The organism is Accumulibacter sp. (assembly GCF_036625275.1).
Classification (GTDB): Bacteria; Pseudomonadota; Gammaproteobacteria; order Burkholderiales; family Rhodocyclaceae; genus Accumulibacter.
The window spans coordinates 1-13,258 of the sequence record NZ_JAZKUD010000042.1 but is presented as its reverse complement, the minus strand read 5'-3'; the positions used below and the strand labels follow the sequence as shown (position 1 = coordinate 13,258).

The following is a 13,258-nucleotide window of genomic DNA, read 5'->3' as shown; positions in this document are numbered from 1 at the left end:
AGACACATGTTAAAGCAGCGAACGCTCAAGTCGATGGTCCGCGCAGCAGGCGTCGGTCTGCATTCTGGCGTCAAGGTGAGCATCGTCTTGCGCCCGGCAGCGCCGGGAACGGGCATCGTCTTTCGGCGAATCGATCTCGACCCGGTCGTTGACTTGCCGGCGTCGGCCTTGCTCGTCGGCGATACGCGCATGTGCTCGTGCCTGGAGCGCGACGGCGCCAGGGTCGGGACCATCGAACACCTGATGTCGGCTTTCGCGGGCTTGGGGGTGGACAACGCCTTTGTCGACCTCGATGCCGCCGAAGTGCCGATCCTCGATGGCTCAGCCTCGCCGTTTGTCTTCCTGATTCAGTCGGTCGGGATTGAAGAACAACCGGTCGCCAAGCGCTTCATCCGGATCAAACGTCCGATTGAAGTGCGCGAAATGGAGCCGTCGGGTGAAAAGTGGGCTCGCCTCGATCCCTACGACGGATTTCGCCTGTCGTTCTCGATCGGTTTCAACCATCCGGCAATCGATCGCACCGGTCAGCAGGTGACCATCGATTTTGCCGAACACTCTTATATCCGTGAAGTGGCGCGGGCGCGGACCTTCGGTTTCATGCAGGAGGTCGAGTGGCTGCACGAAAACGGCCTCGCCCAAGGCGGAGGGCTGGAAAATGCGGTCGTGCTCGACGAGTACCGGGTGTTGAACGCCGATGGTCTGCGTTACAGCGATGAATTCGTCAAGCACAAGGTGCTCGATGCAGTCGGCGACCTCTACCTGCTTGGCCATCCCTTGCTGGCTGCATTCAGCGCCCATAAATCCGGGCACGCGCTGAACAATGCGCTGGCCCGGGCACTTCTGGCCACCCCGACAGCCTGGGAGTACGTCAGCTTCGAGGATCGCGAGTTGGCACCAGCCACCGTCTCGCGCTGGCTGACCTTGCCAGCTTTCTGACCGGATGTGGTTGTTGCGTCTGCTGGCGGTATTGACGGTTCTCACCGTTGCCGGCGGCGTGCTGGCCTTTCTGTTCACCCGCAATGCCCGCTATCTGCAGTTCGCCTGGCGCCTGTTTCGCTATTCGTTGATCGTCGCACTGCTGGTTTTCGCACTGATGATCCTTGAGCGGGTGGCTGTCATTCCTGTCTAGCCGCACATGATGCCAGCAGGCCTTCGACCGCCGTTCGCAATCCCGATGAGGCCGGCAGCGAATCGCGTAATGCCGTCAATTCCTGGCTGGTTCTGGCGCTGAGTGGCTTCTGTGTCGGCGCAGGGATCGCTGCATGCTCTGGCCGGGCCTGTACCCTGACCAGCACGCTGGCGCATTCAAGCCCCCGCTTCGATAGTTCGTTAGCCAGTGTTGGCGCCAACTGGCGCAACTTGGTGGCCACTGCGCCATTGCTGGCGTGAATCACCAAGACTCGCGACTTGTAATTAGCCACGCAACTGGCTTCGCCCAGATGCGCCGGAACGATCTCCTGGTAGAAACCGGCCAGCTTGACCAGGAGTCGCGCGTGCGCCAGCACCTTGGCGGCGCCCTCGGTTCCTTCGAGATGGTTCAGCAGTAAGTCTGCCATCAGGATGAGTCATTCGTCATTGTTTCGCGGCAGCAGCCGGTAGTTCCATTCGCCATGAAACTCATCGCGCTCAATGGCCAGCGAGGCAAGTTCTGCCTCCGAGACCTGGATTCCCGACGAGTAGGCATCTTCGTCGAGCGCAGCCCTAATTCGCAAGCCGGTATCGGTGGTCGTGTTGCCGATCAGGTTGACCACCACCTGCCGGCTCACGAGCGGTCGTCCGCGCCAATGGGCGGTGATGAAGCATAACATCCGATTATAAGAGGAGAGACTATCGATTCCTCCCAACATTTTCATTCACCCCCCCTCAGCCGGTTCCCCGGTCGCCAGCACGGTGGCAATGTAGTCTTCCGGCAGACGATATTCGACAGCCAGTTCGGCGGCGCTCTTCCCGCTGGCCTGGATGCTCGCCATCCAGCCTTCGAGGCCGGTGGACAGCGAGCGACCAGCCTGTTCGCCATCACGGGTGATGCTTTCCCCGGCTTCGACGGCGTACTTGTTGGCGTAGCCACGCGGCGTCACCATCAGGCCGTGCCGGATGAACGTCCTGGAATTGCCGATCAGCACCGTCGACAACATGCCGATGTCGCACTCGTTCATGCGCGCGAGCGTCGTCAGTTCGATGCTCTGCTTCGGGCGATAGCCGGATTTGACGATGGCCACTGGCGTCTGCGGGTGACGATGGCGCAGGAAGAGACGCTGGGCTTCGACGATCTGCCGGGTACGGCGGCCGCTTTTCGGGTTATAGAGCGCGACGACGAAATCGGCGTAGGCGACGGCGTCGAGCCGGCGGGCGATGGTCGGCCACGGCGTCAGCAGGTCGGAAAGCGATATGGCGCAGAAATCGTGGGTCAGCGGTGCGCCGACCAGCGCCGCACAGGTATTGAGCGCCGAAGCGCCGGGAACGATCTCGACCTCGATTTCCGAGTCCGGCGTCCAGCCAGACTGGAACAGCACCTCGAAAGTCGGCCCGGCCATCCCGTAAACGCCGACGTCGCCCGAGGAAATCAGCGCCACCTTCCTGCCCTGACGGGCGCGCTCCAGCGCCTCGATGGCGCGGTCGAGCTCCTCGGTCATCGATTTCCTGATGATTTCCTTGCCCTTGACCAGATCGGCTACCAGACGGAGGTAGGTGACGTAACCGATGACCGTGTCGGCTTCGGCAATCGCCGCGCGCGCGCGCGCGGTCAGGTGCTCACTGCTGCCTGGGCCGAGGCCGACGAGCATGATCTTGCCGGTTTTTTCAAGGGGAGCGTTCATTGGAGATCCTGGCAATGGAGACGGTGACATGGCGGCCATCGGGACCGCGCAGCTTGTGTTTTTCGATCAACAGCAAGGACGGCCCGGCATTTGCCGCCAGCAGGGCCGCCGCTTCGGAGACCGACGGCGTGCCGGTATGGCGGCGAACGGTTTCCGAGGGATGCGGCACCGCGACTTCGGCGAGTAGCGCCGCCGGATAAAATGAACAGCGCCAGCCATTTTCCTCGAACACCTGCAGCAACCCGGCTTCGTTGGCCTTGAGGTCAATGCTGGCGACTGCCTGCACGTCGGCCAGCGTCGCAGCGCAAGCCGCCAGCGCCTCGGCGATACCTTGCGCAATCGTCGCCGCCGAGGTGCCCCGGTCGCAGCCGACGCCGAGAGCGATGTTCATGCCGCAGCCCTTCGCAAGAAACCGGGCGGGCTATGTTCAATGGCAAAAGACAAGCCTGAATCCTTTTCAGGGGTTCGATCCGGGGCGATAGACGATCCGCTTGCCGGCCAGCCGGGCAGCCAGTTCAGCCGGCATCGCGCGCGTTGCAATCCACAGCACGGCAGCAAAGCGGTCGGCATCGACCTCCTCCAGTTTCTCGAAAAGCGTCAGATTCGCCGGCAGGGGGCTCTGGCGACCGTTGGCGTGGTTTGCCCACCAATCCCTGCTGCCCGCTTCCTGGACCAGCGCGACGGCTTCATCATTGACCACCGCGGCACTGCAACGGACCAGTTCGGCATGCGTTGCTTCGAATACCCAGCCGAGTTCGCGGCCCAAGAGGTCGACGGCCAGCGTCTGACGAGCGTCGGAAGCGGTGGTCAATACCGGCGTCGCGCCAAGCGCCCCGGCCAGATGCCCGGCCAGGGCATTGGCCCCCCCGAGATGGCCGGAAAGCACCGGGATGACGAAGCGAGCGGCTTCGTCGATGACGATCACCGCCGGATCGCTTTCCTTGCTGCCGAGGTGCGGCGCGATCAGGCGGACGACGGCGCCGAGCGAGACGATGGCGACGATCGCGTCGACGGCGGCGAACCAGGCCGGCATCTGATCGCCGACCTTGCCGGTATAGCACTGAGCGGCGTCTGGCGCTGCGGCCTCGGCTTCAGAGCGGAATTTCTCCGGCGCGAACAGGCGGGCGCCGGGTAGTGCGGCGATAATCCTGCCGGCCAGCGTGACCCCGTGGCGGGTAATGGCCAGGACCGCGACCTGCATCGCTCAGGGCCTGCTGGCTGGATCGATCGCAGCGAGCGCTGCTGCACCAGCATCCCGGCGCTGGCGGCAGCCACGGCGCAGTTCGCCGCGCAGCCGTTTCGGATTCTGCACCAGCATCAGCGACAGGTAATTGACCTTTTCACCCTTGAGGCTGGCAACATCGCGAACGATACGTTCATCCGGCGAACCGACCTTCTCGATGAACACCGAGGTCGTGAGCAGTTCGCGCCGCGCCAACAGTTCGATGATTTCATCGATCAGCGGTTTCACCTTCAACAGGGCCAGCGTGTCGAATTCGTCGAGCAGGTGGTCGATGAGTTCGACGCCATAAGCGGCGGGAATGATCGCGAAGGTCTCATCCTCCTCGGCGAGAACGGTGTCGGCGGCGGCCGCGGCGGCGGCGAACGAGGACACGCCGGGGATGGTTTCGACCTCGATCGCCGGTACCAGCTCGCGCACGACGCGGGCGAGGTGACCAAAGGTGGCGAAGGTCGAGGCGTCGCCTTCGACCAGAAAAACCAGGTCGCGCCCTTCGCCAAGCAGCTCGACGGTGCGTTCGGCGGCGCAAACCCAGGCGCGGCCGAGAATCTCGGGGTCGCGGGTCATCGGGAAGAGCAACTGTTCGGCATCGGCCGGCACCGTCAGGCCACCGCGCTCGACGATCGACAGCGCATACGACGATTCCTCGGCTTTCTTGACCGGGTACAGCCAGCGGGCGCCGGATTGCAGCGCTGCCCAGGCCCGGCGGGTGATCAGCTCGGGGTCACCAGGACCGAGCGAAGCGCCGATCAGCCTGCCGTAGCGTGTAGGTTCAGACATTCAGGGTCCTTTAATTGGTCGAATCCTTGCAAAAGTACATGGCCAGAGCCGTCAGTCTGCCCTGCTGGCCTCTGCGAGGGCATGGATGCCCCCTCTCCCCCAACCCCTCCCCCGCGAGGGGGGAGGGGAGCCTATCGGTCACTTCCAACACTTTGATGCACATCCTTTCTCGGGGCAGTCCCCGGCACGGTCGAATCGATCACGCACCGTCCTCGCTCCGCCTGGCGGTCACCACCCAGATCGGGTTCTGCGCCGCCAGCCGGTGCATGTCGAGAATCGGCTGACTGCGGCTGGCCTGCAGTTGCACGAGGTCCCACACGGCATGACGTTCGTTGAGCGCCGCCGTCGCGGTGGCGAGATTCTCCAGCGTGACGAAGTTCATCACCAGCCGGCCACCCGCTTTCAGGCGGGTCAGCACCTGCTCGATCAGTGTGGCGAGTTCGCCGCCTGAGCCGCCGATGAAGACGGCGTCCGGGTCGGGCCAGGTGTCGAGCCCGACCGGCGCCCGGCCTTCGACCAGGGTGTAATTGCCGATCCGCCGATGCGCCGCATTGGCGCGCGCGTTGGCGGCGTCGGCGGCATTCTTTTCGATCGCCCAGACATGACCGAAGGGCGCCAGTCTCGCCGCTTCGAGGCCGACCGAACCGGCACCGGCGCCGATGTCCCAGACCACCGCCGCTGGCTGGATGCGCAACTTGGCGAGCGAAAGCGCACGCGCTTCCTGCTTGGTGATCAGACCTTTCTCCGGCGATCGCTGCCGGTATTCGAGGTCTTCGAGACCGAAGGCCGGTCCACCGGGGTCGGCGGACCGTTCGACGAGCACGATGTTCGGTTCGGGAAAGGACATCGCTGCGACCTGGTTTGCGGCAAGATCGGCAAACAGTCGTTCGTCGGGCATCTGCAGGCGGCAGGCGATCGAGATCTTCAGCTCATCGCCATAGCCGGCGGTGATCAGCGCCCGCGCCAGTCGCGCCGGGTCGTTCTCGGGACTGGTGAACAGCGCAACTCGCGGGTACCGGGCAATCACCCGCATCAGCGGATACAGACCGTGCGCAGGCGTCGCGCCGACGAACCATTCGCCGGCATCGGCGCGGTGACACGAGGCGATCCGGATGTCCTGCCAGGGTGTCTTGAAGCGGGCAAAGGCCAGTTGCAGCGTCGACACGTTCGGCAGGATGTCCACGCCGTCACGCCCGAGTCGGTCGGTCAGCCAGGAAGCGATGCCGTGACAGAGCGGGTCGCCGGTGGCCAGCACGGCGACGCGTTGGCCTGCGGCGCGGGCGCTCAGAATCCAGTCGGGAAGCGCGCCGAGTGCGCCGTCCATGTCCCTGATGATCGCCGTGGCCGACAGCCAGGGACGCACCAGTGCCAGTGTACGACCGGTGCCGATCACCAGTTCGGCCACGGCCAGTCGCTGGCGCGCCGAATCGGACAAGCCGGCCCAGCCGTCATCGAGGATCCCGATCAGGGTGCAGGGTTCAGGGCTGCTCATCTTCTTCCAGACGACAAATGAAACGTCCTTCGAAGTCGCAGACCAGAATGCTGAGCTGGTAAGGGCCAGGGTAATCACTTTTCAGGCTGCGGATGGCCTTGCCGGCCAGCGAACGGTGGAAGGCAAGGCTCAGGCCCAGGCTGGCCAGACGTTCGGCAGCAAAGCGGGCCGTTTCCGCGGCACGGATCGCTTCGACCAGATCGGGCGGAGCACCGACTTCCTGTGCCGATGCGGCGAGAATGTCACGGTCGATCTCGGCCTTCCAGGCATGCGTGACGGCGAGTCCCTGGCACATCTTGGTCAGCTTGCCGACCATCGCGCCCAGATAGACCCGTGCCAGGCGGTGTTTGACCGCCGACTGGAAAGCCGCCTTGACGAAGTCGCCCATCTGGACGAAGCACGCTTCGTCGAGTTCCGGCAACTGGCGCATGGCGAATTTTTCGGTGCGCCCGCCGGTGGTGAACACGACCCTGGTCTGACCCTGCTTCGCCGCGACCTCGACCGCCTGGACGACGCTGGCGCGGAAGGCGGCCGTCGAATAGGGACGGACGATGCCGGTGGTGCCGAGAATCGAAATGCCGCCGACGATGCCCAGGCGGGCGTTCAGCGTCCTTTTCGCCATCGCCTCGCCGCCGGGAACGGAAATGGTGATTTCCAGACCGTCGTGGAGCAGCAGTTCGCCGGCGACCGCGATCACGTTGTCACGGATGTTGCGGCGCGGAACCGGGTTGATGGCCGGGCCGCCGACGGCGAGGCCGAGGCCATCTTTGGTGACGACGCCGACCCCGACTCCCCCCTGGAGAAGCACCTCGCCAGCTCGTTGTGGCAGTCGCCGGACAGCGGCCGTCAAGTGTGCGCCATGCGTCGCATCGGGGTCGTCGCCGGCGTCCTTGACGATTACCGCATGCGCAACCCGCTCGCTACCCTCGCCATCGAGGCGGCCGTCGCTGACCACAAAACGGTGCTCCCGGCCATTCGGCAGGCGGCAGAGAACGCTGTCCGGTAGCACGCCGGTGAGCAGGCCGAGCGTCGCCGCGCGTGCAGCGGCAGCGGCGCAGGCGCCGGTGGTGAAACCGCTGCGGTGGCCGCGTGCACGCCGGCCATCGCCCTTGCGGACTCTGGCCGGCGGGAGTGCCTGCCCGAGGTCGCTCAAGCGGCGTTCTTCTGCGCCGCTTCGGCGAGGCCGAGCAGCGCGTGCATGGCGGCGACGACCAGCGTCGAACCGCCCTTGCGGCCCTGGATCGCTACCCACGGAGTATCGGTCAAGGTCATCAGCAGCGCCTTCGATTCGGCGGCCGAGACAAAGCCGACCGGCATGCCGATCACCAGCGCGGGTTGGGCTCCTTCTTCGCGGATCAGGCGGATCATTTCGATCAGGGCCGTCGGGGCATTGCCGATGCCGACGATGGCGCCGTCGAGCCTGCCAAGCCGCTGCGCCTTGCGCATCGCCTGGACGGCGCGGGTCGTGGCCTCGGCCCTGGCCAGTTCGATGACCTCCGGATCGGCAATGTAGTGCTGCGTACTCATCCCGAAATGCCTGAGGCGTGGCGCCGAGAGGCCGACGCAGATCATTTCGACATCCGCGATGATCGGCGTGCCGCCCTTCCGGACCGCCGCCAGACCGGCTCGCATCGCATCGGGGTGGAAGGCGGTCAGGCCGTTGAATTCGAAGTCGGCGCTGGCGTGAATCATGCGGCGCACCAGCGGCCACTGTTCGTCGGTGTAGTCGTGCGGCCCGACCTCGGCGTCGATGATCGCAAAGGAGTCGTGCTCGATGGCGCGGCCGGCGGCAGTGAGCTGTTCGGTAATCGTGTTGGGAGCAGCAGGGGGGGCCATGCTCATGTCCGGAGTCTCCGAGGGGTCAGTCGTGTGGATGGGCACAACCATGATCATGTGCATGGGCGTGTCCGTGATCGTGAACCGGGGCGTGGCCGTGACCGCAGCCTGGAGCGGCCAGGGCCGTATGGCTGTGCTCGTGCAGATGCTCGGCCTCGGCCAGTTCGCGATACTTGCAACCATCGCATTCGAGCATGCCGCCTGCGGGGATCTCGCCGCCGACCTTGTCGTCGAGCAGGTCGAAGATGCCCTTGTCGAATCCGAAGTAACTGCCCAGGCCGAAAGCAAGCTGCGGATATTGCCGCTGCAGGCGCTCGACTTGCGCCTTGATGCGCTCGATCAGCACGCCGCTGAACAGGTATACCGGAATGATGCAGATCTGCATCATTCCCAGCCTGACCTGGCGCTGCACCACCGTTTCAAGGCGCGGCCAGGTGACGCCGGTAAAGGCAAGATCGACCAGTGGATGCTCGTTGGCCTCGAAAATCCAGCGCGCCATCCTGGCCAGCTCGCCATTGGCGCCGACGTCGGACGAGCCGCGACCGAGCAGGATGACGCCGGTAGTCATCGGATCGGGCACGGCCAACTGTTTCATCAGCCGGTCGAGCTGACTCTGCAGCACGGCAAAGATTTCGCGGCCCATGCCGATATGTCGGGTGACAGCGAATTCGACCGGTGGATGCCGTTCGCGTGCCCGCTTCAGTGCCGCCGGCAATTCCATTTTGACGTGGCCGGCGGCGTTGAGAATGAAGGGAATGACCAGCACTTTGCGCGCGCCACGAGCTGCCCGGTCGAGACCTTCATCCAGCAGCACTTCGGCGTGCTCGATGAAGCAGACCTCGATCCGCCACTCGGGATGACGTTCGCGCCACTGGGCCGCGAAATGCAGGGTTTCCTTGTTGCCGTCGCGGTTGCGCGAACCGTGGCCGACGAGGAGGTAAGTGGTTTCATTGATCATCAGTCGTCCCGGTAGTCTCGCTTGCCTTGCGGAAACGGTGCGTAAAGGTAGGGTCGTACAGTTTTGAGCGAACCAAGTCGGGCCAGTCGGCAGCACCCAGTGTCGGGCTGGCGACGATCATCGCCTGACTGCCGACCTTCGCGGCCTGGCATTTCTGTTTGATGTCGGCGAGCGTGCCGCGAATGATCTTTTCCTGGCCCGGCCAGCTCGCCTTGTGCACGACCAGCATCGGCGCATCCTCGGCCCAGCCGGCGGCACGCAATGCCTTCTGCACCTTGTGCAGCAGAGTGATCGACAGGTAGATGCAGAGCGTCGCCTTATGCGCGGCCAGGGATTCGAGATCCTCGCCCGGCGGCATGGGCGTCCGCCCGGCGACGCGGGTCAGGATCACCGTCTGCGTGACTTCCGGCAGGGTCAGCGTTTCGCCTGCTGCGGCCATCGCGGCCATCGCCGAGGAGACGCCAGGAACGACTTCCCAGGCGATGCCGGCGGCCGTCAGCGGTTGCGTCATTTCGATCAATGCGCCATAGAGGCCGGGATCGCCGGTCTGCAGGCGAACGACAACAGCGTACCGATCGGTCCGCTCGATCAGCCAGCCGGTCATCTCTGCCAGAGTCATGTCCTTCGAGTCGCGGATCTCGCAATCCGCGGGTGCGAACCGCGTCGCCGCCTGGTCGACCAGCGACCCGGCAAACAGTACCGCGCCGGCTTCCTCGAGCAGGCGCCGGCCCTTGACGGTAATCAACTCGGGGTCGCCGGGGCCGGCGCCGACAAACCAGACTTTTCCGGGCATTAATATGAAAGTCGCGTCAGCGACTCAGGAATCTCCCCTCCCCCCTCGCGGGGGAGGGGTCGGGGGAGAGGGAAACGGTGATGACTTCCATGATCGAGGGTGCCTGAAAAAGTCATGACCGTTAGACCCTCCTCTCGAGACGGGGCATGCCGCTTGCCTGGCGGGTTCCCAGCAGCGCGAGCAGGTCGCCGATCCTGCGCGGCCAGGCGTCGCTCGGGAGAACGCCGAGTTTCGCCAGACGGTGCTGCAGTTCGATCACTCCGGGCAAGGGCAATCCTGCCGCCGACAAGGCGTCGCCAGCCGTCGCCAGAGTCGCTGCCGGCAGCGATGCGCTACAGCGGCCGGCAACCATCAGGTGAATCCGGTCTGCCCAGGCGTAGGCAAAATCGATGTCGTGCGTCGCCAGTAGCAGGGTGATGCCACGCGCGTACAAATTCTCAAGCACGGCCAGCAGATCTTCTTGCATGGCGTGATCGAGGCCGGCCATCGGTTCGTCGAGGATCAACAGTTCAGGCTCCATGGCCAGAACGCCAGCGATGCAGACCCGCTTCTTCTGGCCGAAACTCAGGTTGTGTACGGGTTTGTCGGCAAACGCTGCCATGCCTACGGCTTGCAGCGCTGCACTGACCCGTTGGCGTGCCGTCGCGATGTCCAGACCGAGGTTGAGCGGACCAAAGGAAACGTCTTCGAGGACGCTCGCCGAGAACAATTGCCGATCCGGGTTCTGGAAAACCATGCCGACCTTGCTGCGCAGTTGACGCAAACCACTGCGACGGTAATCCACCGCTTCCCCGGCGTAGTAAACGCCGCCCGACTGTGGTCGCAGCAAGCCGTTGCACTGCTGGAACAGGGTGGTCTTGCCGGAGCCGTTGGCGCCGATCAGGGCGTTGCGGCTGCCCCGCCGAATGGCGATCGAACAGTCGTCCAGTCCGCGACTGCCATCGGGGTAACGGAAGCAAACCTGCGCCAGTTCGAGCAGGGGGTGGTCTGCCGAGCGCGTCATGACATCGCCACCGCCAGTGCAAGCAGCGAACTGCCAGCGACCATTGCGATGGCCAGGTCGCGACCGGTATGGGCAAAGACCGGCGCAAGAAAACGCAATGGACCTTCGTTGTTGCGCGCCTGCGCTGCGACATGCAGGTCGTTCGCCCGTTGCCACACCTGTAGCGTCAGATTGGCGGTCAAACCGGCCAGCGAGCGCAGTGCCAGGCGTGGTGTCGCGTAACCCAGGCGCGCCGTCTGGGCGATCCAGGTGTCCTGCACCGCCGCGGAGAAGACGAACAGCATCCGGTAACAGAGGACCATGATTTCGAGCAGGATCTCGGGGGTTCTCAGTCGGCGCAACAGATTGATCAGATCGGGAAGCGGCGTGGTCAACGCAAGAAAGAGCAGCGCCGCCAGGGCGGCCAACGAACGGGACAACACATTCGCCAGTGGGTTCAGACCGTTCGGGAGCCATTGCAGCGTGAGGCCATGCTCATCGATACCCAGCGAGAACGCCAGCGACAGGCTGCCGAGAAGCAGAAAGGCCAGTGCTGGCGAAGCGACGCGCAGGTAAGACACGAGCGCAATACCGGCCCCCAGCAGCGTGACGGCGACGAGAATCGCCGCCACGCCGGCAGCGACCATCGGTGTCCCGGCGGCAAAAGCGGCGATCAGGCCAGCGAGCGCAAAGCTTCCCTTCGCGGCCGGCGAAACCTGCCGCCAGCGGTTGGCGTAGGCCGACCGCTCGATCAGCACCGTTGTGCCGCTCCACTGACTTTTTCGGATTCCCGACGCAGTTTCTCGCGGGTCACCGAGACCCCCAGGTAGTAACCGATAAACCCGGCACCCAGCGCCGCCTGCAAGGCGAACAACAGGGAGGCAATTTCACCGCTGGCCGGCTCCATCAGTGGCTGGAACCAGGGCTGGAAATCAGGATTGAGGGTGCCGATGAGATTTCTGGCCTGGTCGTCGGCGCCGGCAAAGATCTCGACGGGATGATCGGCATTCGCCGCCGGTTTCTGCACCAGCCACAGCGGCAGCGCAGAGAGCAGGACCACGGCGAGCAGCAGCAACAGGTTTTGCCGGCGTTTCATACCCGTACCTCGTCGTTCCTGACGAGCTGCAGGTCCTGCAGTTCCCTGGCGTTGAAGCGCATCAGGGCATTGCAGATCAGTACCGTCAGCAGTCCTTCGCTGATCGCCAGCGGGATCTGGGTGATCGCAAAGATGCTGGCGAATTTGGCAAAGGAAGCGACAAAACCACCCATCGGATCAGGAAAGGCCCAGGCCAGTTGTACCGAGGTGGTGACGTAGGTCAGCAGGTCGGCAAGGCTGGCGGCGAGAAAGACACTGGTGGCAAAGGAGAGTTTGATGCCACGCGCCACACGAAACACTGCGGCAGCGGCGAACGGTCCGACGATGGCCATCGCAAAGAGGTTGGCACCCAGCGTCGTCAGCCCGCCGTGCGCCAGCAGCAGCGCCTGGAAGAGCAGGACCACCATGCCGATCGGCGCCATCGCTGTCGGGCCGAAGAGCAGGGCACCGAGCCCGGTGCCGGTGGGGTGCGAGGAACTGCCGGTGACCGACGGCAATTTGAGCGCCGAGAGAACGAAGGTAAACGCGGCGGCAACACCCAGCAACATCCGCTGTTCCGGATGTTCGCGTAGACGTTTCTTGATGACCCACAGGCCATAGGCCACGAAGGGGGCCGAAGCGACCGTCCACCCCAAGGCGTGTTCGACCGGCAGAAAACCTTCCATGATGTGCATGCTTCTCTCCCACAGCGAGTCATGATCAGCAGTGCCAGGCGGGGGAGCGGTACCTGTGGGTCGGAAGAAAAGCCGAGAGAAGCTGTGCTCGGCCAATCCACATAGCCCTCCCTTTACCCCGGGGAACGACACTACATTTGATCTGGGCCGGTCTTCTGGCTTGCCGTCAATCTTCTCCAGCACCTTCCCATGCGTCAAGCACAGTGGCGTATTGCGGAGTCGTCAGGCTTACAGCAGCGGGGGCTGCGCCGGAATGTCTGAAGATTCAGATTCACCGGCTTCCCGTTTCACCCGTCCCACGAGCGCGGGGCAAGGTACCCAAAACGGGGTTGATTATACGACAGGGCCGATCGGGGTGCCTGAAAAAGACAGTGCCGTTAATGTGAAAGTCGCGTTAGCGACTCACGAATCTCCCCTCTCCACTCGCGGGAGAGCAACTGTGTTCCCGGTCAAGCATTTTTAGGGACATTTTGATGTTCTGGATTCCACGGAATACCCGATTTGACGATGGCGTTCATAATCGTCAGCATCTTGTGCATGCAAGCGACCAAGGCGACCTTTTTGAGCTTCCCGTTGGCCAGCAGCCGTTCA

Annotated in this window: 16 protein-coding genes, 2 pseudogenes and 1 riboswitch; of the genes and pseudogenes, 2 read left to right on the top strand and 16 right to left on the bottom strand. The window is 64.0% G+C overall.

Annotation, left to right across the window (positions count from 1 at the left end):
* Nucleotides 1–6 precede the first annotated feature (6 nt).
* The gene (gene lpxC / locus V5B39_RS13525; RefSeq protein WP_332343414.1) at nucleotides 7–936 is read left to right on the top strand and encodes a UDP-3-O-acyl-N-acetylglucosamine deacetylase; all 930 of its coding nucleotides are present in this window, start codon (nucleotides 7–9) and stop codon (nucleotides 934–936) included.
* 4 nt (nucleotides 937–940) lie between these two features.
* Nucleotides 941–1,129: a hypothetical protein gene (locus tag V5B39_RS13520; RefSeq protein WP_332343413.1), complete on the top strand. Its 189-nt coding sequence runs from the start codon at nucleotides 941–943 to the stop codon at nucleotides 1,127–1,129.
* On the opposite strand, the gene V5B39_RS13515 is transcribed toward V5B39_RS13520, so the two are convergent.
* The 16 genes and pseudogenes from V5B39_RS13515 to V5B39_RS13440 form a co-directional block, all read right to left on the bottom strand.
* On the bottom strand, nucleotides 1,116–1,556 hold the full coding sequence (locus V5B39_RS13515) for a DciA family protein (protein ID WP_332343412.1): 441 nt from the start codon (nucleotides 1,554–1,556) through the stop codon (nucleotides 1,116–1,118). The two genes, V5B39_RS13520 and V5B39_RS13515, sit on opposite strands and share 14 nt — an antisense overlap.
* Before the next feature lie 9 nt (nucleotides 1,557–1,565).
* Nucleotides 1,566–1,814: pseudogene (locus V5B39_RS13510) on the bottom strand (ISAzo13-like element transposase-related protein); the annotation flags it as partial.
* A gap of 39 nt (nucleotides 1,815–1,853) precedes the next feature.
* On the bottom strand, nucleotides 1,854–2,816 hold the full coding sequence (cobJ, locus tag V5B39_RS13505) for a precorrin-3B C(17)-methyltransferase (protein ID WP_332343411.1): 963 nt from the start codon (nucleotides 2,814–2,816) through the stop codon (nucleotides 1,854–1,856).
* Entirely contained in the window at nucleotides 2,800–3,207 is a 408-nt protein-coding gene (locus V5B39_RS13500) for a cobalamin biosynthesis protein (protein ID WP_332343410.1), read from the bottom strand. The genes cobJ and V5B39_RS13500 overlap by 17 nt, the downstream gene beginning before the upstream one ends.
* Nucleotides 3,208–3,273: 66 nt before the next feature.
* The gene (locus V5B39_RS13495; protein WP_332343409.1) at nucleotides 3,274–4,017 is read right to left on the bottom strand and encodes a cobalamin biosynthesis central domain-containing protein; all 744 of its coding nucleotides are present in this window, start codon (nucleotides 4,015–4,017) and stop codon (nucleotides 3,274–3,276) included.
* Between the two features lie 3 nt (nucleotides 4,018–4,020).
* Complete coding sequence (gene cobI, locus V5B39_RS13490) at nucleotides 4,021–4,836, bottom strand: precorrin-2 C(20)-methyltransferase (RefSeq protein ID WP_332343408.1); 816 nt, start codon at nucleotides 4,834–4,836, stop codon at nucleotides 4,021–4,023.
* A gap of 199 nt (nucleotides 4,837–5,035) precedes the next feature.
* On the bottom strand, nucleotides 5,036–6,328 hold the full coding sequence (gene cbiE / locus V5B39_RS13485; RefSeq protein ID WP_332343407.1) for a precorrin-6y C5,15-methyltransferase (decarboxylating) subunit CbiE: 1,293 nt from the start codon (nucleotides 6,326–6,328) through the stop codon (nucleotides 5,036–5,038).
* Nucleotides 6,315–7,481: a cobalt-precorrin-5B (C(1))-methyltransferase gene (locus V5B39_RS13480; protein ID WP_332343406.1), complete on the bottom strand. Its 1,167-nt coding sequence runs from the start codon at nucleotides 7,479–7,481 to the stop codon at nucleotides 6,315–6,317. Before V5B39_RS13480 ends, cbiE begins: the two co-directional genes overlap by 14 nt.
* Nucleotides 7,478–8,170 carry a precorrin-8X methylmutase gene (locus V5B39_RS13475; protein ID WP_332343405.1) on the bottom strand — a complete coding sequence of 231 codons (693 nt, stop codon included), beginning with the start codon at nucleotides 8,168–8,170 and terminating at the stop codon, nucleotides 7,478–7,480. Before V5B39_RS13475 ends, V5B39_RS13480 begins: the two co-directional genes overlap by 4 nt.
* A gap of 19 nt (nucleotides 8,171–8,189) precedes the next feature.
* The gene (locus tag V5B39_RS13470) at nucleotides 8,190–9,122 is read right to left on the bottom strand and encodes a sirohydrochlorin chelatase (RefSeq protein WP_332343404.1); all 933 of its coding nucleotides are present in this window, start codon (nucleotides 9,120–9,122) and stop codon (nucleotides 8,190–8,192) included.
* Complete coding sequence (gene cobM, locus V5B39_RS13465; RefSeq protein WP_332343403.1) at nucleotides 9,112–9,915, bottom strand: precorrin-4 C(11)-methyltransferase; 804 nt, start codon at nucleotides 9,913–9,915, stop codon at nucleotides 9,112–9,114. The genes V5B39_RS13470 and cobM overlap by 11 nt, the downstream gene beginning before the upstream one ends.
* Nucleotides 9,916–10,036: 121 nt before the next feature.
* The gene (locus V5B39_RS13460) at nucleotides 10,037–10,918 is read right to left on the bottom strand and encodes an energy-coupling factor ABC transporter ATP-binding protein (protein WP_332343402.1); all 882 of its coding nucleotides are present in this window, start codon (nucleotides 10,916–10,918) and stop codon (nucleotides 10,037–10,039) included.
* Nucleotides 10,915–11,655, bottom strand: coding sequence for a cobalt ECF transporter T component CbiQ (cbiQ, locus tag V5B39_RS13455; protein ID WP_332343401.1), 741 nt, complete (start codon nucleotides 11,653–11,655; stop codon nucleotides 10,915–10,917). The genes V5B39_RS13460 and cbiQ overlap by 4 nt, the downstream gene beginning before the upstream one ends.
* On the bottom strand, nucleotides 11,649–11,993 hold the full coding sequence (locus V5B39_RS13450; protein ID WP_332343400.1) for an energy-coupling factor ABC transporter substrate-binding protein: 345 nt from the start codon (nucleotides 11,991–11,993) through the stop codon (nucleotides 11,649–11,651). The genes cbiQ and V5B39_RS13450 overlap by 7 nt, the downstream gene beginning before the upstream one ends.
* Complete coding sequence (locus tag V5B39_RS13445) at nucleotides 11,990–12,667, bottom strand: energy-coupling factor ABC transporter permease (protein WP_332343399.1); 678 nt, start codon at nucleotides 12,665–12,667, stop codon at nucleotides 11,990–11,992. Before V5B39_RS13445 ends, V5B39_RS13450 begins: the two co-directional genes overlap by 4 nt.
* 128 nt (nucleotides 12,668–12,795) lie before the next feature.
* A riboswitch (cobalamin riboswitch) is annotated at nucleotides 12,796–13,004 on the bottom strand.
* Between the two features lie 112 nt (nucleotides 13,005–13,116).
* Nucleotides 13,117–13,258 (bottom strand): annotated as a pseudogene (locus V5B39_RS13440) (IS110 family transposase); the annotation flags it as partial.

Bases quoted from the DNA above. Each gene is read 5' to 3' on its own strand.
- V5B39_RS13495 (WP_332343409.1), bottom strand. From the start codon at position 4,017: ATGCAGGTCGCGGTCCTGGCCATTACCCGCCACGGGGTCACGCTGGCC.
- cbiE (WP_332343407.1), bottom strand. From the start codon at position 6,328: ATGAGCAGCCCTGAACCCTGCACCCTGATCGGGATCCTCGATGACGGC.
- cobM (WP_332343403.1), bottom strand. From the start codon at position 9,915: ATGCCCGGAAAAGTCTGGTTTGTCGGCGCCGGCCCCGGCGACCCCGAG.
- lpxC (WP_332343414.1), top strand. From the start codon at position 7: ATGTTAAAGCAGCGAACGCTCAAGTCGATGGTCCGCGCAGCAGGCGTC.
- cobJ (WP_332343411.1), bottom strand. From the start codon at position 2,816: ATGAACGCTCCCCTTGAAAAAACCGGCAAGATCATGCTCGTCGGCCTC.
- V5B39_RS13515 (WP_332343412.1), bottom strand. From the start codon at position 1,556: ATGGCAGACTTACTGCTGAACCATCTCGAAGGAACCGAGGGCGCCGCC.
- V5B39_RS13470 (WP_332343404.1), bottom strand. From the start codon at position 9,122: ATGATCAATGAAACCACTTACCTCCTCGTCGGCCACGGTTCGCGCAAC.
- V5B39_RS13445 (WP_332343399.1), bottom strand. From the start codon at position 12,667: ATGCACATCATGGAAGGTTTTCTGCCGGTCGAACACGCCTTGGGGTGG.
- V5B39_RS13450 (WP_332343400.1), bottom strand. From the start codon at position 11,993: ATGAAACGCCGGCAAAACCTGTTGCTGCTGCTCGCCGTGGTCCTGCTC.
- V5B39_RS13475 (WP_332343405.1), bottom strand. From the start codon at position 8,170: ATGAGCATGGCCCCCCCTGCTGCTCCCAACACGATTACCGAACAGCTC.
- V5B39_RS13500 (WP_332343410.1), bottom strand. From the start codon at position 3,207: ATGAACATCGCTCTCGGCGTCGGCTGCGACCGGGGCACCTCGGCGGCG.
- V5B39_RS13520 (WP_332343413.1), top strand. From the start codon at position 941: ATGTGGTTGTTGCGTCTGCTGGCGGTATTGACGGTTCTCACCGTTGCC.
- V5B39_RS13460 (WP_332343402.1), bottom strand. From the start codon at position 10,918: ATGACGCGCTCGGCAGACCACCCCCTGCTCGAACTGGCGCAGGTTTGC.
- cobI (WP_332343408.1), bottom strand. From the start codon at position 4,836: ATGTCTGAACCTACACGCTACGGCAGGCTGATCGGCGCTTCGCTCGGT.